Origin of the sequence: Streptomyces sp. NPDC057474 (genome assembly GCF_042802555.1) — a bacterium.
Taxonomy (GTDB): Bacteria; Actinomycetota; Actinomycetes; order Streptomycetales; family Streptomycetaceae; genus Streptomyces.
Window position 1 is genome coordinate 1 of the sequence record NZ_JBHVDX010000069.1, and the last position, 18,812, is coordinate 18,812.

18 protein-coding genes and 2 pseudogenes are annotated in these 18,812 nt (G+C 68.5%); 12 read left to right on the forward strand and 8 right to left on the reverse strand.

Annotated features, from left to right (window positions below):
* From ACFU53_RS20650 to ACFU53_RS20670, 5 genes and pseudogenes are all read right to left on the reverse strand, one after another.
* The coding region (locus tag ACFU53_RS20650; RefSeq protein ID WP_383994169.1) for a TadE family type IV pilus minor pilin at nt 1-198 on the reverse strand (198 nt) is incomplete at its 3' end.
* Complete coding sequence (locus ACFU53_RS20655) at nt 185-418, reverse strand: DUF4244 domain-containing protein (RefSeq protein ID WP_383994172.1); 234 nt, start codon at nt 416-418, stop codon at nt 185-187. The genes ACFU53_RS20650 and ACFU53_RS20655, both read right to left, overlap by 14 nt.
* A 152-nt stretch (nt 419-570) precedes the next feature.
* Entirely contained in the window at nt 571-1,362 is a 792-nt protein-coding gene (locus ACFU53_RS20660; protein WP_383994175.1) for a type II secretion system F family protein, read from the reverse strand.
* On the reverse strand, nt 1,359-2,198 hold the full coding sequence (locus ACFU53_RS20665) for a type II secretion system F family protein (RefSeq protein ID WP_383994265.1): 840 nt from the start codon (nt 2,196-2,198) through the stop codon (nt 1,359-1,361). The genes ACFU53_RS20660 and ACFU53_RS20665 overlap by 4 nt, the downstream gene beginning before the upstream one ends.
* Before the next feature lie 251 nt (nt 2,199-2,449).
* Nucleotides 2,450-2,770, reverse strand: a pseudogene (locus ACFU53_RS20670) (ATPase, T2SS/T4P/T4SS family); the annotation flags it as partial.
* Between the two features lie 63 nt (nt 2,771-2,833).
* Here ACFU53_RS20670 and ACFU53_RS20675 point away from each other — a divergent pair.
* The 10 genes from ACFU53_RS20675 to ACFU53_RS20720 all read left to right on the forward strand — a co-directional run bounded on the left by ACFU53_RS20675 (nt 2,834) and on the right by ACFU53_RS20720 (nt 12,212).
* A complete protein-coding gene (locus ACFU53_RS20675) occupies nt 2,834-4,378 on the forward strand; it encodes a recombinase family protein (protein ID WP_383994178.1) in 1,545 nt (514 codons plus the stop codon).
* Between the two features lie 85 nt (nt 4,379-4,463).
* Complete coding sequence (locus ACFU53_RS20680; protein WP_383994181.1) at nt 4,464-4,916, forward strand: hypothetical protein; 453 nt, start codon at nt 4,464-4,466, stop codon at nt 4,914-4,916.
* A 419-nt stretch (nt 4,917-5,335) separates the two neighbouring features.
* A complete protein-coding gene (locus ACFU53_RS20685) occupies nt 5,336-5,779 on the forward strand; it encodes a hypothetical protein (protein ID WP_383994183.1) in 444 nt (147 codons plus the stop codon).
* Nucleotides 5,779-7,206, forward strand: coding sequence for a phage/plasmid primase, P4 family (locus tag ACFU53_RS20690; protein WP_383994186.1), 1,428 nt, complete (start codon nt 5,779-5,781; stop codon nt 7,204-7,206). The genes ACFU53_RS20685 and ACFU53_RS20690 overlap by 1 nt, the downstream gene beginning before the upstream one ends.
* A 511-nt stretch (nt 7,207-7,717) precedes the next feature.
* Entirely contained in the window at nt 7,718-8,491 is a 774-nt protein-coding gene (locus tag ACFU53_RS20695; RefSeq protein ID WP_383994189.1) for a hypothetical protein, read from the forward strand.
* A gap of 928 nt (nt 8,492-9,419) precedes the next feature.
* Entirely contained in the window at nt 9,420-9,674 is a 255-nt protein-coding gene (locus tag ACFU53_RS20700; protein WP_383994192.1) for a hypothetical protein, read from the forward strand.
* A gap of 259 nt (nt 9,675-9,933) precedes the next feature.
* Nucleotides 9,934-10,482, forward strand: a complete 549-nt coding sequence (locus ACFU53_RS20705) for a hypothetical protein (RefSeq protein ID WP_383994195.1) — start codon at nt 9,934-9,936, stop codon at nt 10,480-10,482.
* Between the two features lie 179 nt (nt 10,483-10,661).
* Complete coding sequence (locus tag ACFU53_RS20710) at nt 10,662-10,880, forward strand: hypothetical protein (protein ID WP_383994197.1); 219 nt, start codon at nt 10,662-10,664, stop codon at nt 10,878-10,880.
* Complete coding sequence (locus tag ACFU53_RS20715) at nt 10,867-11,367, forward strand: DUF6879 family protein (RefSeq protein WP_383994200.1); 501 nt, start codon at nt 10,867-10,869, stop codon at nt 11,365-11,367. Before ACFU53_RS20710 ends, ACFU53_RS20715 begins: the two co-directional genes overlap by 14 nt.
* On the forward strand, nt 11,364-12,212 hold the full coding sequence (locus tag ACFU53_RS20720) for a helix-turn-helix domain-containing protein (RefSeq protein WP_383994268.1): 849 nt from the start codon (nt 11,364-11,366) through the stop codon (nt 12,210-12,212). Before ACFU53_RS20715 ends, ACFU53_RS20720 begins: the two co-directional genes overlap by 4 nt.
* A 794-nt stretch (nt 12,213-13,006) precedes the next feature.
* Here the strand turns inward: ACFU53_RS20720 and ACFU53_RS20725 are convergent.
* A pseudogene (locus ACFU53_RS20725) lies at nt 13,007-13,867 on the reverse strand (TadA family conjugal transfer-associated ATPase); the annotation flags it as partial.
* An 88-nt stretch (nt 13,868-13,955) separates the two neighbouring features.
* Nucleotides 13,956-15,050, reverse strand: a complete 1,095-nt coding sequence (gene ssd, locus ACFU53_RS20730; RefSeq protein ID WP_383994203.1) for a septum site-determining protein Ssd — start codon at nt 15,048-15,050, stop codon at nt 13,956-13,958.
* Nucleotides 15,051-15,627: 577 nt separating this feature from the next.
* On the opposite strand from ssd, the gene ACFU53_RS20735 reads away from it, so the two are divergent.
* A complete protein-coding gene (locus ACFU53_RS20735; protein WP_383994206.1) occupies nt 15,628-16,452 on the forward strand; it encodes an HAD family hydrolase in 825 nt (274 codons plus the stop codon).
* Nucleotides 16,453-16,835: 383 nt separating this feature from the next.
* On the opposite strand, the gene ACFU53_RS20740 is transcribed toward ACFU53_RS20735, so the two are convergent.
* The gene (locus ACFU53_RS20740; RefSeq protein ID WP_383994209.1) at nt 16,836-17,669 is read right to left on the reverse strand and encodes an oxidoreductase; all 834 of its coding nucleotides are present in this window, start codon (nt 17,667-17,669) and stop codon (nt 16,836-16,838) included.
* Between the two features lie 148 nt (nt 17,670-17,817).
* Between ACFU53_RS20740 and ACFU53_RS20745 the strand changes: the two genes are divergently transcribed.
* Complete coding sequence (locus tag ACFU53_RS20745; protein ID WP_383994212.1) at nt 17,818-18,807, forward strand: ATP-binding protein; 990 nt, start codon at nt 17,818-17,820, stop codon at nt 18,805-18,807.
* The last annotated feature ends 5 nt before the right edge of the window (nt 18,808-18,812 follow it).

An 18,812-nucleotide genomic window follows, 5' to 3' on the forward strand; every position in this document is an offset into this window, starting at 1 on the left:
GGCGGCCGCCCGGGCCCCGGCCCGGGCGGCGTCCACGACCTGGATCTGCGCGCAGGCGGCGAACAGGGCCCACACCAGCGCCGTCGCGAACAGCAGCATCACGGGCAGGACCATGGCCGCCTCGGCCGTCACGAACCCGCCGTCGCCGCCCAGCACCCCGCGACGCAGCCGTGACCGGCGTGGCTCACGCCCCGCCATTGAGGGCCCGCCCGACGATCTGCTGCAGCTCCGCCTGGACCTGGCCGCTGGTCACCACCTTGTAGAGCACCGCGGCGAAGGCCACCGCCGCGATGATCCCCACCGCGTACTCGGAGGTCACCATCCCCGCGTCCCTCCGCGCCGCCCGCACCCGGCACATCACGGCACACACCACCCGAACCCACACCGCTTCCCGTACCACCTTCACTGCCTTGTACATCTCAACCCCCGTGAGGCTCTGTTCCATCGACTACTGCTGGCTGCTGTCAGCCACTGATTGCTGTCACCACTGATCGCCGGCCGCCGTTGGTCGTCGGCCGCTTCCGGTCATCACCGGTCGGGACCGCGCACCGCTCGTTCAAGTCCGCCCCGTCATCCCCCACCCCCTCCCAACAAGCCGTCCGCCAGCCCGATCACCACCGGCAGCACGCCCACCGCGATGAAGGCGGGCAGGAAGCACAGTCCCACCGGGGCGGTGACCATCACGGCGGCCCGACGGGCTCGCTCCGTCGCAGAACGGCCCCACTCGGCGCGGGCCTCGGCGGCGAGGCGGGCGACAGGGGAGGCGGCCGGCACGCCGGACTCGTCGGCGCGTTCCAGAAGCCGTGCCAGAGCTCCGGCGCCGGGGAGGGTCGCCAACGCGCGCCACGCCTCAGCCGGTTCGCCCCCGAGCCGTGCCTCCGCCGCGCCTCTGGCCAGCCGGGCGCCGACCGGTCCGCCCAGAGCCTCGCCCACGGCCTGCGCGGCCGCCACAGGGCTCGCTCCGGCCGTGATGCAGGCGGCCAGCAGGTCGGCGGAGAGAGGCAGTTGGCGTGCGGCTGCTGCGGCGTCGTACGCCTCTGTCGGTTCGCCGCCCGCGCGCCGAGCCCTCCGCAGCCATAACCAGGCCCCGACGCCGGCAGCCGGCCCCAACAGCAACCCCAGGAAGCCGCCGACGAGCACCCACCCGGCGCAGACCGCCCCGGCGACCGGCAGCCATCGCCGTACGGCACCCCGTGGCACGAGGTTCCGCCGTGGCGGTTCGGCGGTGAGGACGAGCACCTTGGCCAGCCGGGCGCGCAGCCTTCGTTCACGCCGCGCGGTGTCGAGCGACCGGGCCAGCCACCACAGTCCCACAAGCGCGCAGACGACCACCCCCAGCCTGTGGACAACCTCGCCGCTCACGCCGCCTCAGCTCCCCGTACGATCCGCAGCGCCCACCACAGGCCGCCGCCCTCCAGCACCGCACCGACGAGCAGACAGCCCAGTCCGGCCGTGCTGTGCAGCACCACGTGCAGGGGATCGGCGCCGAGCGCGGTGCCCAGCAGGAGGCCCAGGACCGGGAGCCCGGCGAGCATCACCGCCGTCGACCGGGCGCCGGCCAACTGGGCGCGCAGGTCGGCCCGCTGGTCCCGCTCGGCGCGCAGGGCGCCCTCCAGCCGGTCCAGCCCGGCGGCGAGGCCCGCGCCCCGGTCGACGGCCACCTGCCAGCACGCGGCCAGCCCCAGCAGCCCGTCGGCGCCCGGCTGCCGTGCCGCGTCCGCCAGGGCACCCGGTACGTCCCCGCCGAACCGCGCCGCCGCCAGCACCACGGCCTCGGCCTCCCCGAGCCCTCCAGAGTCCCGCGCGGCCCGCGACAGTGCCTCACCCGGCTGCCGCCCGGCCCGCACCTCCCCGGCGAGCGCCGAGCACAGCGCGACCACGGCATCGCCCCGCCTCTCCCGGGCCCGGCGTTCCTCCGCCGCCCGCCGCACCCGCCTCAGCAACGGCACCGCGGCCGCCCCCGCGAGGGCCGGCAGCACCGAGGCTCCCAGCACCGCGATCACCGACCCGGCCACCGGCGCCCACCACTCGGCCCCCAGCCGCCGCACCCGGCCGACCACCCGTTCCCAGGGCGAAGGCCCCACCGCCCCGCCGCCCACCAGCAACAACCGCGCCCGCCGAACCCCGGCGCCGCGCCCGTCACCCGACATCCAGGCCGCCGCCCCGGCGCACGCCACGGCCACCACCCCGACCGACATCTCCCCGACCCCCGTCACTGCCGCCCACTCCCTTCCAGCCCTTCCAGCCCTTCCAGCCCTTCCAGCCCTTCCAGCCCCTCCAGAAACCCCTCGCCGAGCCCCGCCGACGGCCCGTTCCCGAACCCGAACGGCCCCCTGTTCCCCGACTCACCCGGCCCTCCTCCCGCAGGCCGACCCCGAAGCCCGTCGCCTCCACCATGGCCCCCGTCCCGAAGCCCGCCGCCCCGGCCCTGAAGCCCCTCCGGGACCCCGTCGCCCCGGCCGTGCAGCCCGTCCCGAAGCAGCCCCCGCAGCCGCTCCCAGCCCCGCTCGTACACGAACGCCTCCTCGCTCCAGCGAAGCGCCGGCACGGTCACCACCAGCCCCGACCCGTCCCGCTCAAGCACATGTACCTCGGCGATCCGCCGTCGCCCGTCCCGGTCCCGTACGAGGTGCAGGACAACGGACAGCGCGGCCGCCAACTGGCTGTGCAGCGCGGCCCGGTCGAGCCCGGCCGCCGTACCGAGCGCCTCCAGACGGGCCGGCACCTGTCCCGCGGCATTGGCGTGGAGCGTCCCGCAGCCGCCCAGATGAACCGCTTAACCGTCCATGTAGGTTGGTCGGGCGCCAGACGAGAGGGGACAACAGTGCCGACAGTGGTCATCTATGACCGGCTGAGCAGGCTCTTTGCCGAAGAGGCGCCAGACCATCGCATCAGCGAGTGCCGCGCCTACGCCGAGCGCCGGGGCTGGAAAGTCGTCCACGTAGCCACGGACACGAACGTCAGCGGGGCAAGCAAGCTGGAAGATCGACCCGGTATGCGGGAAGTGCTCTCTTGGCTCCCTCGCGCAGACTACGTGCTGGCCGCCAAGCTCGACCGCTACGCGCGCAGTGTGCTGGAGTTTCAGCGGCTACTCGATGCCGCCAAGGCAACCCGCGCGACTGTGGTCACCGCTGACGGAGTTGTGTCGCCGGAAAACTCTTCGATCATCGTCAACGTCCTCGCGAGCTTCGCGGAGTATGAGCGGGAAGTGATCACGGCCCGCATCGTGGCCAGTAAGGAACACTTTCGCCAGCGCGGAAACCATTTGGGCGGTATTGCGCCGTACGGGTACGCCGTAGCCGGGCCAGTGAATGACAAACGCTGGGTGATCGACGAGAGCGCCGCCAGCATCCTGCGTGAGTGCGTAGACAAGCTCGTAAATCACGGTGCGTCGCTGACGGGCCTCACTCGGGAACTGAACGAGCGCGGAGTCCTACCCCCTGCCGAACATGCCCGACAGCGAGACGGCCGGAAGGCACGTGGCCAGCGCTGGCACACCACAACCCTGCGAGACGCGCTGTACACCCCTGCCCTACGTGGCTGGCTCGTACAGGCCACCCCCGGAACCCGTCGCAGCGCGCTGACCAATCAGCCAGTACTCGACGGTACGGGCAACCCTGTGAGCGCCGGACCGCCCATTCTGGACGCGCAGACATGGTCAGCCGTGCGCGCACTGCTGGACGAGCGTGCGATAGGCCGTGGGGCTGAACGCGCGGGCAAGGCTCTGCTACTCCACATCGTCCGCTGTGGCGTCTGCAAGGGCCCCATGTACAAACAGCGCCGAACCGTGGACGGAGCCGACTACAGCCCGTACGTATGCCGCAAAGGCGTGGGCAAGCACGGCGAGCACCGGCCCACCGTGATCACCGGTCGTCACCTCGAAGAGCTTGTGACTGCCGACTTTCTGAAGCGGTTTGGGACCTTCGCGCTTGAACGCTGGGTGGAACCCGACGGGAGCGCAGTGCTTCAACTCTCCGACGTCACGGCGCAGTTGGACAACCTGACAGGGAATCTCGCGCACCTACCGGCGGGCGGGCGAGCGGCGCAGCGTGTCACAGCACAGATCACCGCCCTTGAACAGCGCGTAACAGAGCTTGAGGCCGAAGCTGCGCACGCCGTTGGTCGCTGGGAAGCCACGGGGTCCACCATCGGCGACGCATGGGCGCAGCGGGACGAAGAGGGGCGCCGAAGCCTGCTGCTGGACCTGGGCGCCAGCGTGGAAATCCAACCGCCCGTACCAGGGTCGCCCCGCCGGTTCAACGCGGATCGGGTGGCTGTGCATTTCGCTGGACCCGCATGGTGGCGAGATGCCCACCCGGCTGAGGCGACTTCAGAGTCCGTGCTACTCGAAGAGGCATTGCACAACGCTGAGCGCTAGAAACCACAGATGGGCCATTGGCACGGGAAGTGCCGGACGCCAATCACGAACACTTCCCGTGTCCTTCAACAGAAGGAGCCACCAAGTGTACGACGCGAAAACCCCCCGCGCTGTCGGCAAGGCACTGCGAGAGACCTGCGGTAAGCGCAGGCCTGGTTGGGAAAGCGGCCCGGCCATCGGCCGGCATCGCCAACCGTGTGTTCGCTCCGAGCAGCACAGCGGCGACCACCGTGACGGACTCGGGCAGACGTGGGCCCAGTGCCACACGCAGCCCATACCGGCGGAAGAGCCGATCAGCGAAGCCCGCGCAACGTTCCTGGCCGAGTGCGCCGAGTTCGAGGCAACACTGTTGCGGAAAGCCGAGTGGCGGGCCATCGACGCGAAGCTGACGGCATTGCTCAGGCGCCAACACGACGGCGACACAAGCGAACTCACGAGGCAACGCGTACAGAGATTGGAAGCCTTGCAGGCTGCCCTCTGCGGCTCGCCTGAGGCGCTGGCAGGCGTGGCGCCATCGGTCCGTCCGCTGCGCGCGTAAGCGAGGCCCTGAGCGCCCGCTGAAGCACCTTCCGGCCCCGTCTGGTCCCTGTGACCGGGCGGGGCTGTTTCATGCCCGCTGGAGACCACTCAGAGCCCCGTTATCAATCCGTTACCTTGACCCGCTGACCTGCATGTTTTCCCTTCGCGTTCACCACTCAACAGTTCATCTGTGGAGACGCACAGCGCTTCGCGTCCATGACTCGACAGATACATGGTGAGTGAGCGATCAGCGCTCCCAACCTGCACCACCCGACGGACGGCGAATCTTCCGGGTGGCAGCAATGCGCGGCACATGCCCGCACCCATACTCAGAGCCCCCGGCTCACGTTTCAGCAGCTACAGCGGATTCGCCGTCCGCGCTGTGGTTGCAGACGTGAGCCGGGGGTTTTCTGTTTTCAGCGAAAAGGACGGCGACCCTTGAGCATTGACCTCGACACGTACCGCCCGAAAGTCAGGGCCTTTCTCGTCGACACGAAGTATCCCGATGGCCGGCTGGCAGGGCAAAGCCGAGTAATCTCGTGCCCGTTCTGCGAGCGTGAGCATTCGCACGGCGAGACTCTGGGTGGTCGCACGGCGCATTGCCTGCCAGCGCTGCCCACGCGCGGAGGACATCTCAAGCCTTCAGACGCGTACGGCAACCCCGGATACGAGCTGTGCGACCCGGACGACGCCAGCGTGAATTGGGATCTGGAATTCCTCTACGCGCAGCTCTGGGTGACCCGCAGCAAGTACAGGCGCTTGCGTGCCGAGCATGACCGCATGGACCCTTGGTCAGCGCGAGAGAAGCGCGTGAAGCAGACGCTCGCTGCGCAGGCTGACGAACTCGGCGCCGTTCTGCGCGCTGCTGGGGTGGCTGCCTGATGGAACTGTCTCAGGAAAACCTTGCGCAGCTACTTGCAGCACTACAGAAAGCTCATGGCGCGCCGGAAGCCGACGATATCGGCACGATGAGTGATGACGATCTCGCCATTCACGCGCTGGGCAGTCGCTTCAATGGGTCGCTGGCTCACAGCCGTGCGCGAGGCTGGTTCACGTTCCCCGAAGGGGCGCACCACTGGCACAGCGACAGCGAGGGCGACGACGTAACAGCCACTGTGCAAACCATGCTGCGCGACCTACGGCGCGACGAGAAAGATCAGCGACGCTCGCAGTACCTAGGCAGCAAGCAACGGCGAGACAACGTCGTAGAGATGCTGAAAGGTCTGCCTGAGGCGCGCTACAGCGGCGAGTGGGACGTTGACCCATGGCTACTGGCTGCGCCAAACGGCGTGATTGATCTGCGAACCGGCGCGATGAGCGATGGCACGCCAGACCAGCGGATCACGAAGTCTGTGCGCGTGCCGTACGACGCTGACGCTGAGTGCCCCCGCTGGCTGCGCTTCCTTGACGAAGTCTTCGCGCACGATCCGGAGCTACCGGCCTACGTTCAGCGGCTGTTGGGCTACGGAATTACCGGCAGCACGAAAGAGCAGTGTTTCGCAGTTCTCTATGGCGCAGGGTCTAACGGAAAATCGACGCTGCTGACTACGCTGCGGGAGCTACTCGGCGACCACGCTGCGACCGTGCCATTCGACGCTTTCACGACCAGCGGTAAGGCGCGGGGCGGACCTGAGGCCGAATTGCTCGTAGGCGCACGGCTGGCACTGGCGTCGGAGACTAACCGGTCAGCCGTGCTGGATTCCGCAGCGATCAAGAATGCGACCGGCGGCGAAGAGATCACGGTTAACCCGAAGTACCGGAAGCCTTATGCGTTCAAGCCTCAGGCGCTCATTCTGCTCGCCAGCAACTACAAGCCGATCGTCCGCGAGCAAGACACAGGCACGTGGCGCCGGGTGAAGCTCATCCCCTTCATGCAGCGCTTCGATGGCGCAGCGAAGGACTTGCACCTTGAAGACACGCTGAGAGCCGAAATGCCGGGCATTCTCGCTTGGTTGGTCCGTGGCGCTGTCGACTGGCATGCCTACGGGCTGAGCGATCCGGCCAGCGTGAAGGCTGCTGTCGAGGAATACCGCGAGGAGTCAGACACGCTCGCCGGCTTCTTTCCTGGCGTGGTTGTCGCAGACGTGCAGGGGCGCATTACCGGCGCTGACCTCTGGCAGGCGTACAGCGCATGGGCGGAGTCCGAAGGTATGGATGCCTTCAGAACGAAGCGCTCACTCACAACGGCGCTGAAGGAACGGTGTCAGGGCATGGGCACATTCAACTCTCGCGGGGCGCGTGGATTCACGGGTATTCGGCTCGCTGCTCAGCCCGACTACTCGGGGACGCCGGAGTTGTTCCGCCCGTGAGTTGCTCTGTTGTGGCATGTGTTGCCGCTGCGTACCCCTTCTGACCTGGGAAAAGCAACAGAGCAACAGACGAAACAGAGCAAACAGAAACATCTAACTAGTCACCTGACATGGCATTTGGAACTTTGGGCTGGCAACGGTTGTGAGTGTTGCTCCGTTGCCCCCGCCCCTCGACCGCTGTGTCCCGTCCCCAGCCCGTCACATACGAATTTTCTCATGTGCTTGCGAGGCAACCCGTGACCGACGACATTGCACACGCGCTGACTGCGGTCCTTGACCCGGCGCCCGGAGCAACCGTTCCCATACCCGCCATCCATCGCGCCGTGCTGGCTCACCTGGGCACGTCCCACGGGGTGTCGTACAAGGCCCTGAAGGACGTTCTCAGAGCCGTAGGTGTGGTCGTGACAGGCCGAACCGGCAGCACCGAGACGTACGCGCATGGCGTGACCCTGACTTCCGAGCTGCGCAATCCGCGCCGTTCGGCCAGCAACTAGCCTGAAAGGCACATCAGATGACCAACACTCCCGTTGAATTCACCGGTTCTGGCACCGAGGACGACCCCCTACGGTTCGACGCCATGCGCAAGTCAGCGCCCGACCCGGTTGACGTCGCCGTTGCTGGCCTCGCGCGGACTACCCAGGACCATGCGGCTGCGTTCGGCTCGGCTGCTGTCGGTCTGCCCGCTGATCTGCGCGAGATCGTCGGCAACGCGTCCAGCGCCATCACGTCGACGCTGAGCACCGCCGCTAACGCGAGGGCTGAGGCAAACGGCTTCCTGGCTGACGTCAGGATGTACCCGGAGGGCCGCAAGACACTCGCTGGCCAGGCGATCAAGGCAGCAACGGACAAGGTCACAGTGTCGCTGGAAGCGGCTGACGCGCTGATCGACGTTGCGTACGCGGAGACCTACGAAGGTGCCCGTCCGCGCGTCGCACCCGCTGAGGCCATGACCGCCCGCGCTGATCTCCAGATGGCCACACAGCGCCATGTCGGCAGCCCTGGGGCCCTGATCGACACGCTGAAGCGCCTGGCCCAGCGGAGCGACAGCGTGGGCGCGCTGGTGGCGGATCCGACCTATCTCGGAGACTTCCTGAGTGCCAACGGGGTCGAGGCCGAGACGCGCGAAGCGGCGCTGACCCTCGTACGCAGTGAGGTCGTGAAGGCTGCGGCACAGAGCGGCGACCAGAACCGCGCGGTGGCGGGCAAGGCCAACTTGGCGCTGATCGAGCTGAAGAAGGCTCGTATCGCTGCCACGTCGTACACGCGCCACGTGCTCGGCCGCTGACGCTGCGATTGGGGGCCTGAGCATCGATGCTCAGGCCCCTCGCGGAAGGGAGCAAACCCATGCGCCTTCGAGTCGCTTTCGGCAGACGGTTCGAATTGGCCGGCGAGACCTATTACAGCGGCGATGACATCGAGTTGGCGGATGACGTGGCGTTGACGCTGATGCGAAGCGGCCTAGCTGTCCCCGCTGACGGCATATACCCGGACGGCTGGCACACAGCCCCTGAGCCTGTCTCCGCGCCAGCGGCCAAGCCTGGTGAGTTCGTGCCACATGCGCCGTGTGAGCCTGGCGAACATCCCACGGGCAAGCGGTCAGCGATGGCGGTCTGTCCCACGGTCGGATGTCCATGCCAGACATGGAACGGCCCCTGTGTCGAGTGCAAGCGGGCGCGTGGCAGACAGCGCAACAGCTCGGCACACCAGCGCGCTTACCGGGAGAAGAGATGGCAGGACACGCGCCGTGCCTTCCTGCGTGAGCATCCGCTGTGTGAGTGCGAGGAATGCACGCAGATCGCCGAGCCACTGCGCCCCGCTGCTCAGGTCGTTGACCACATCGACGGACTAGGGCCGCTGGGTCCGCGAGCACACGACTGGGCCAACCTGCGCAGCATGACAACTGCGCACCACAACCGACGAACGGCACGAGATCAGGGCAACAGAATGTAACCATCGACGTTCACCGTGAGTGTCGACCCGTCACAGAGGGTGGGGGGTGGACCCGAGTGCCCCGGACCGCTGAGGCGCGGGGGAGGTCGTTCGGAGGTCCGCTCGGGCGGGAATTCGGAGACGCGTTCAAAACCGCCTCCCGTTACCACTCCGTAATCAAGCGAAGGTGACTCACCGTGAATACCGAGAATCTGCGGCGGGGCCGTTCACGCCCAGGTGCAGCGCGCACGATCCTACCCGCTGGGTGCGACCTACCAGCGCCCATGCCGCCCGCCCGCGCGGAAGACTGGACCGACGATCAGCTAAAGCGCTGGCTCGAACTGTGGCAGGGGCCGAGCGCGAACCTCTGGGACGATTCGGCGCGGGGAATGGTCGCGCTGCTGATCGAACTGGAAGCGCTCGGCACAGGCGTAAATGCTGCGCAGCTCACCGAAGTTCGCCGCATATCCGAGACGCTACTTCTCACGCCCGGTTCGCTGGCCGCCGCTGGCTACGCGCTCCCTGGGTGGCCAACATGAGTGCGCGTCGCCGGGCAATAGCCGCGCGGAATGCTCAGCCGGCCAAGGACTCCGGGGCGCCGAGCCACGGCCCCTGGAATGAGCGCGATCCGTCGGACTGGAAAGTGTGCGAAACCCACGACCAAGGGATTCAGCCTGGCACTCGCTGCCTGCGTTGCCGTCTCGCTGCGATGGACTGAGCGCGCTGCGCAAGAATCCGTACCTGATGGGCCCCGGTTGTGAATCAGCTGGGGCCCATTCATATCTGAAAGAGCGTCAGATGCCGAAGAACAGAGACTTACTCGGGTCGGCTGCGCTGCTCGCTGCACTGGTCGCCACGGCTTCCGCCGAGTACGAGTTGGCGCGCGCAGTCGGGTACGGCGAATGGGTCGCGGGATGCGTGCCTGCGGCCCTAGATGTGTATGCGCTGCGTGCATTCGCTGTGCGTCGCGATGTACCCGCTGTGGTCTGCGCGCTGATTCTGACGAATGCGCTGGCGCACTTGGTCAGTTCGGGCATGCTGCCGGTCGGTGTCCCGCTGGTCGTGGCGGTGTCCGCCGTAGCTCCGCTCGTACTCTGGCGCGTGAAGGCTCTGAGCGCCCCGCTGGCGCCCCAGGAAGCCGTTCCGGTAGCTCCGGAGCCTGTGAAGCCTGAACGCCCCACAGAGAGCCCCACAGCCGATCCGCTGCTAGCGCAAGCGCGCGCATTCGCCGAGCAATCGCAGCGGGCAACCGGCAAGCCTCCCTCGCTGCGGGAGTTGCAGGCGCAGTTTCGTATCGGACAGTCCCGCGCCCAGCGCATTCGCACCGCACTCGCTGCCACCCCATGACCCATGCCCCTGCACTCGCTGCCGCAACGGTGGTCGGTGCGGGGGCTTCCTATGTTGGTCATACGTATAACGTCAGGCGGCCGAAGGGTCGCGCAAGTTTGTGCAAGTTGGTGGCGCTGAGAGGTTATTCGGCGCAAGCTCGGTCATGTCGATCGCCACCGATGACGCGGGAGGACACCATGACGCTGCACCGACTCGGCAAGGACCCCGACAGCCCCAACAACGGCTCACCGACTGTCTACTTTGACGACGAGACGGGGCACTACATCCTGCAAGGCTGGCGGGTCACGGACGCTGAGCGGCTGGCTCAGATGAACATCCCGGATCATGAGACCGTGATCGAGTTCCCCAGGCGCATGATGCAGTTCTTCCCGGAGGTGACAGGTGACGACGTTTGAGGGTCTGTTCCGCGCTGCTCAACACAGCGCCGTTCACTTGGAGTTGAGGGATGTGTACGGCCTTGACGACGACTACCGAGAGTGGACAGCGGGCAACCGGTTCGATCCGGCGGAGCGCTGGCCATGGTGGATCGATCTCGTCTCAGCGTCCGTGGCCCGTGGCGTGGCTGTGCACCGTGCGCGCGTCGTCTCGGAACCGATCTCCCCGTACGTGCGGTACGAGTACGAGCTGACCAGCGGCCACAACGTCAAGGCCGGCGAACGCGTGCGCTGGCTGCCCCGCAGGCAGGCTTCCGGGATCGCCCTGCCTGGTAACGACTTTTGGCTGTTCGACGGCACATCGGTTCTGTTCAACCACTTCGCTGGCGACGGAACGATGACCGGCGAAGAACTGGTCACCGACCCTGCCGTCGTGAAGCTGTGCGCGTCCGCATTCGCTGCTGTCTGGGATCGCGCGATTCCGCATGAGGATTACCGGCCGGTCTGAACGTGACTTCGTCCAGCGTTCAGCAAGCCCGAGAGGCACTAGGCAAGCGGCTGCGAGAGATCCGGCAAGACTCGGGTCTGACAGCTCGCGAGCTTGCCTCTCGGGCCGGTTGGCATGAGAGCAAGTGCAGCCGCATCGAGAACGGGCGCACGGCCCCGTCAGACGACGACCTACGCACGTACACGCTGCACTGCGACGCTGCGGCCCAGACAGACGACCTGATCGCCACAGCGCGGAATATCAGCGGCGCGTACGTCGAATACCGGCGCATGGAACGCTCAGGCCTGCGCCGAGCCCAAGAGTCGGTCATTCCGCTGTGGGAGCGCACGCGACACTTCCGGGCCTACTCGTCGTGGCTCATCCCTGGGCCGTTCCAGACTCGCGCGTACATCGAAGCGATACTCAGGGCGATTCGCGACCGGCGCGCGCTGCCCGATGACCTGAGCGAAGCAGTGCAAGTACGCGTCGACAAGCAACGTGTCCTGCACGAGGGGCCACGGCGCTTTGCTGTACTGCTCGAAGAAAGCGCGCTGCGGCACCGAATCGGCGGGGCTGACACCATGGCTGGCCAACTTGGTCATCTGCTCTCGCTGGCGACGCTCCCGAACGTCAGCCTGGGAGTTATCCCGCTGAGCGCCGATCGCACCGCGCTGTGGCCCGTCGAAGACTTTTGGATCTTTGACGATGCTCAGGTCAATGTCGAACTGGTCTCTGCGTTCCTGACGATTACGCAGCCGCATGAGGTCGGTGTGTATGCGCAAACCTTCGCCGACTTGGCCGAGTTGGCTGTTTACGGGGCGCCCGCTCGCTCGCTGATCACGGCAGCCATTGACTCTCTCGGGTGATGCTGCGCAAGTTCGTGCAAGGTGCTGTGAGTCCGCGTGTCGCGGTTCTTAGCGTGGTTGGCCGGAACCACGTAAAGGGGACGGCATGGCGACGAGACAGCTCAGCGAGACAGGCGCCCTACTCGAACCGGTCGGCGTGCAGGGTTGCGCCACATGCTCCGCGCTGGCTGAGTCACGGGAAATCGCCCGGAGCGCCAGCGACATTGCAGCAGTGCGGAGCGCCAGCGACGAGATTGCCGAACATCCGCATGCCGCTGTGGCTGCTCGGCGCCCGCGTGTCTGGGGTGTGGTCTCGTGAATCGGTACCCCGAGCCGCCGGTTGTGCTGCCGATCGACGGATGGCTCTTCGAAGCGAAGCCGCAAGCTGGCTGTGTCACGTGCCAGAGCGCCGCCAGAGCCATGCGCAGCGCGAAACAGCGTGGCGACGTCAGAGCGAGGGCAGAGGCCGCGCGCAAGATCAGGGCTCACCCGCACTGATGCCCGCCCCGAAGCCCCGCGCCGGCCGCAGACCGTTCGACCCTGCGCCCCCGCCGACCGTGCTCGACCTCTTGGCGGAGCTGTCTTCCCACTGCGGCACATGCATCGGCAAGCGCGCTGTCTGGTGCCCAAGCTGCGGGGGGTTCGGAGGATGCATCACCTGCGCGCAGACCGGTGAAGTGGCGTGCCCCGCGTGCGCTGGGGGTGACCTCGAACCGTTCCACTGGTGAAGACCGCCCCACTCGTCTGCTCTCCCCCGTACTGGCAGACGAGTGGGGCTTCACGCTGCCATCTATGTATGTTTTACTCGTTCACGCGCCCTCGTGGCCGGTGTTCAGGGCGGCCAGCAGGGACACGACCTCGGGCCCCCGCACCTCGCCGACCACCAGCCGGTCCGGGCGCATCCGCAGCGCCTGGCGCACCAGGTCCTGCAGTTCGACGAGGCCCACACCCTCCTGGTTGGCCGGTCTGCCCTCCAGCCGCACCACATGCGGATGGTCGGGCCGCAGCTCCGCCGAGTCCTCGGCCAGCACGATCCGCTCACCGGGGTCGACCAGGCCGAGCAGCGCGCTCAGCAGCGTGGTCTTGCCGGTCCCGGTCCCGCCGCTGATGACGTACGACAACCGGGAGCGGATCAGCGCCCGCAGCACGCGGTCTCCGCCGGGCGGCACCGTGCCCGCCGCCGCCAGTTCGGCGAGGGTGAAGGCCCGGGGCCGTACGACCCGCAGGGACAGGCAGGTGGAGCCGACGGCCACCGGAGGGAGCACCGCGTGGAGCCGGGTGCCGTCCGGAAGCCGGGCGTCCACCCAGGGCCGGGCGTCGTCCAGTCGGCGTCCGGCGACGGCCGCCAGGCGCTGCGCGAGCCGTCGTACGGCTGCGGCATCCGGGAAGGAGATCCCGGTCAGCTCCAGGCCGCCGCCCCGGTCCACCCACACCCGGTCCGGCGCCGACACCAGCACATCGGTGACCGACGGGTCGGCGAGCAGCGGCTCCAACGGCCCGCTCCCCACCAGCTCCGACCGCAACCGCTCGGCCGCCCCGAGCACCTCGGCGTCCCCGAGCACCCGCCCCCGCTCCCGCAGCGCCTGCGCCACCCGCGCGGGCGTCGGCTCGGCCCCGCTCTCGACGAGCCACTGCCGAACCCCGTCCAACAGGCCGTCGTCGGGCATTCCGTTCATACGGCCTCGCCCCCGATCGGAAACCGCCCGCAAGTCCCGTCTCGCCAAGGCATTTCGCCGCCCGGCAGCCCGTTGCAACGCACCCGGTTCACGCCGTCTCACCCCTGACCGCCACCCGCTCCCAGAAGCCTTCGCAGAACCGCGCGAGTGGTCCGCGTGGGATGCCTCCCGGTGGTTTGCCGCCGTCCCGCAGCCCGACCTCGGTGGGTACTTCGCCCGCGAGCGGCAGCCCCAGCAGGCGGGCCACCTCATGGTCGTCGAGACCGGGGGAGTACGGCCCCCGCACCGCGACGCGGAGGTCACGGAGGACCATCCCCAAGGCGGAGGCGACGCGGGAGGCGGCGGCGACGGCGCGCAGTTCGGCGGGGACGACCAGAAGTCCGAGGTCGAGCTGGGCGAGGGCCTCGGCGACGGCTTCGTCGATGCGGCGCGGCAGGTCGACGACGACCGCGCCGCCGCGCCGCCGACCCGCGGCCAGGACCGCGCGCACGGCCTGGGGCGGGACGACGACAGCGTCGCCGCGGTCCCAGCTGAGGACGCGCAGGGAGTGCAGTTCGGGCAGCGACTCCTCCAGGGCGCCGCCGCCGACCCGGCCGCGCGAGGCGGCGAAGGCCGGCCAGCGCAGTCCGTCGGCGCTCTCGCCGCCGAGGAGGACGTCCAGGCCGCCACCCAGCGGATCGGCGTCCACGAGAAGGGTGCGCGTGCCCTGTCGCGCGGAGGTGACGGCGAGAGCGCAGGCCAGTGTGGACGCGCCGGCGCCGCCTCGGCCGCCGATCACACCGACGGTGAGCGCGGGCCTGCCGACCCCTTCCGCCACGTCGGCGATGCGGTCGACGAGCCACTGCTCGCCGTCCGGCAGCATCAGGACGTGGTCGGCGCCGATCTCCACGGCCCGCTGCCAAACTCCGGAGTCGTCCTGGTCCTTGCCGACGAGCACCACTCCTCGTCTGCGCGCGGCCCCGCGCAGCCGCCGCGCCGCATCGTCCCCGACGAGCACGAGCGGCGCCGTCTCCCACCGGCCCCGGCCCTCCGGCACACCGTGGTGGACCTCCGGCCGGGCGCCCGCGGCCGCGCACAGGCGCAGCAGGTCGTCCAGCAGTTCCACGTCCTCGGTGACGATCAACGGCCTGCCCTGCCGCCCCTCGGCGGCGGACGGCCGGTCGTTGGTGATGGCTCCCGCCACGATCTCCAGCCCCCTTCGCTGCGTTCACACGGGCGCCCGGCGTTCCGGGCGCCCGTGTGCAAGTCCTGTGTGTGGACCGGCGACGGCCGCCATATGGGCGGCCGACGGAAACCGGCCCTACGCATCCGGCAAACAGAACCGGCCACGAACTCGCCGCCGTCGGGACGCGCTGGAATCACGGTGCAGCGATCCCGGAAATCGTGTGGATCTTGGTCGATTACTGTGGACAACTCGACGCTTGTGGATATCGCCGTCACCCGCACAGGCGACACCTGTGCGACTTCCGCAGCGCAGCCCGCCGACTACGGGCGGTGACGGATCCTGTGCCGGGGCAGAGGAAAGCCCACGAGGGCCAGGAAGCGCCTCGCGGGCTGGGGAGAAGTGGGGAAAATGCACCCGGACATGCGACGACCCCCACCGGGGGGGAGAGTGGGGGTCGTCTCCACGGCCGACTCGGGGGGGGGAGGAGCCGGACCGCGTTAGCACGGTCGCGAACGATCCGTGACTTCCATGGTGTACCCGAGAGGCCTCTCAGGCAAACCCACACGCCCCACACTAGCCCGAATGGCGGGCGCATATGCTCGGCCTCGTGGAAAACCACTCCTTGCCCCGCACAGCGGCCTTCTTCGACCTGGACAAGACGGTCATTGCGAAGTCGAGCACGCTCACGTTCAGCAAGTCGTTCTACCAAGGTGGCCTGATCAACCGCAGGGCTGCCTTGCGGACGGCGTACACCCAGTTCGTGTTCCTGGCGGGCGGCGCCGACCACGACCAGATGGAGCGGATGCGGAAGTACCTTTCCGCGCTGTGCCGGGGCTGGAACGTCCAACAGGTGAAGGACATCGTCGCCGAGACCCTTCACGACCTGATCGACCCGATCATCTACGACGAGGCCGCCTCCCTCATCGAGGAGCACCACATCGCCGGGCGGGACGTCGTCATCGTCTCCACCTCCGGCGCCGAGGTGGTCGAGCCGATCGGCGAACTCCTCGGCGCGGACCGGGTGGTGGCGACCCGGATGGTCGTCGGCGACGACGGCTGTTTCACCGGCGAGGTGGAGTACTACGCCTACGGTCCGACGAAGGCCGAGGCGATCCGGGAGCTGGCCGAGTTCGAGGAGTACGACCTCGCGCACTGCTACGCGTACAGCGACTCGGCGACCGACCTGCCGATGCTGGAGGCCGTGGGGCACCCGCACGCGGTGAACCCGGACCGGACGCTGCGCAAGGAGGCCCTCGCGCGCGGGTGGCCCATTCTCGACTTCCACCGCCCGGTGCGCCTCAAGCAGCGACTGGCCGTACGGCCGCGGCCCGCCCTTCTCGCGGCCGCCGCCATAGGCGCCGCGGCGGCCACCGCGGGGCTCGTCTGGTACGCGAGCCGGCGCCGGGTGGCGACCGCCTGACCTGGGGTCGATACATCGACGGCCGATTCACCCTCTTTGAACCTAAAAGTAAAGAAGCACATCAAGGGGTTCCGCTTGCCCCGGTCCTGGAGTAGAAAGGATTCAAGGCCCGCGAGACCAAAGGACATCCGAGAGGATCACCTTTAAAACTCATTTTGGCCCCACGGACCCAGCATGAACACCGGGCACCCACGCGACGTCGACCCGTCGATTACGGGCCAGCCGCACCAGGTCACGGGCCACAGTTCCCGGCCTGATGGGCATATATCGAGGACGCTTGGTAACCGGGTGGACATGCCAGCGGCGGTACGAATTCTCGTACCGCCGCAACCCTTTTCCGGGGGTTCTTCGCCGCCAGACTTCTCACCCGACTTCTCAGGCTCCTACGCCGCCCCGCGCTGCAGCGCCTCGCACACCGCCGTCGACTCGCGCGCGCCCAGTTCGATCGCTCTGCCGCAGTGGGCGATCCAGGCGGCCATGCCCTCCGGGGTACCGGAGACATAGCCGTCGAGGGCGGCCAGATAGGCGGCGCGGCCGAGCTCCGCGTGACCGACCTCCGCCGGGCAGACCGACTTGGGGTCGAGGCCACTGCCGATCAGGACGATCCGCTCGGCCGCGCGCGCGACGAGGCCGTTGTGGAAGCCGAAGGGCCGCAGGGCGAGCAGCTCGCCGTGGACGACGGCGGCGGTCACCAGGGCGGGGGCCGAACTGCCCTTGATGATCAGCTCGGAGAGGCCGTCGAGACGGCCGGCGACCTCGGCGGCGCCCGGTAGAGGCAGCTCGACGAGCGGCTCGTCGACGGGCTCCCCGTCCTGTCGGGGCCGTCCCACGCGCGCGTCGTCATGGCCGGCCGCCACCAGGTGCAGCCGGGCCAGTACCCGCAGGGGCGACTGCCGCCAGATGGACAGCAACTGGCCCGCCTCGGCGGTCAGCCGAAGCGCAGCCCCCATGGCGTGCGCCTCGTCGTCGCCGTCCTGGCCGCTGAAATCCGAACGACGGCGCACCTCTTCGAGGGCCCAGTCGGCGCCGGACAGCGCCGCCGAGCCGCGCGCGCCGCGCAGGGCCGCCTCGGAGGTGACCGCGTTGCTGCGGCGCCGCATGACGCGGTGGCCGTAGACCCGGTCCACGGCCCTGCGCACGGACTCCACGGACTCGGCCACACCGGGAAGCTCTCCCAGGGCCGCGAGCGGATCGGCGGCCGCACCAGTCGTACTCATGAGTACGACCCTACGCGCGCCCGCCCGTCGCCCGACCGCCACCCCTCATCGAGCTGACGCGCCCCTTCCTTTGACCGACCCCTCGAAGGAGTGGTCTTCCACCGCCGCATGAACACCACCGGCACTCGCCCCACTACCGTTAGTGAACATGAAAATTGCTTTCGTCGGGAAGGGCGGGAGTGGCAAGACCACACTGTCCTCTCTGTTCATCCGCCATCTCGCCGCCTCCGGAGCGCCGGTCGTCGCCATCGACGCCGACATCAACCAGCACCTGGGCGCCGCCCTCGGCCTCGACGAGTCGGAGGCCGCCGAACTGCCCGCGATGGGCGACCGGCTGCCACTGATCAAGAACCATCTGCGCGGCTCCAACCCGCGGATCGCCTCCGCCGAGACGATGATCAAGACGACCCCGCCCGGCGACGGATCACGCCTGGTGCGGGTCTGCGAGCCCAACGCGATCTACGACGCCTGCGCCCGCCCGGTGGAACTCGACGGCGGGGCCGTCCGTTTGATGGTCACCGGCCCCTTCACCGACGCCGACCTGGGGGTCGCCTGCTACCACTCCAAGACGGGAGCGGTGGAGCTGTTCCTGAACCACCTGGTGGACGGCCGCGACGAGTACGTGGTGGTCGACATGACGGCCGGTTCGGACTCCTTCGCGTCCGGCATGTTCACCCGCTTCGACATGACGTTCCTCGTCGCCGAGCCGACCCGGAGGGGTGTCTCCGTCTACCGCCAGTACAAGGAGTACGCCAGCGACTACGGCGTCGCCCTGAAGGTCGTCGGCAACAAGGTGCGGGGCGACGACAACAACGACGACCTCGACTTCCTCCGCGCCGAGGTCGGGGACGACCTGCTCGTCACCCTCGGGCACTCGGACTGGGTGCGCGCCCTGGAGAAGGGCCGCCCGCCCCGCTTCGAGCACCTGGAGGAGACCAACCGCCGTTCCCTGCGCACCCTTCACGAAGCCGCCGACGCCACGTACGAGCTGCGCGACTGGGAGCGCTACACCCGTGAGATGGCGCACTTCCACCTGAAGAACGCCACCAGTTGGGGCAACGAAAGGACCGGGGCCGACCTGGCCGCGCAGATCGACCCCGAGTTCGTGCTCGGCGTGGGGGTCGCCGCCGCCGTGTGAGTGCG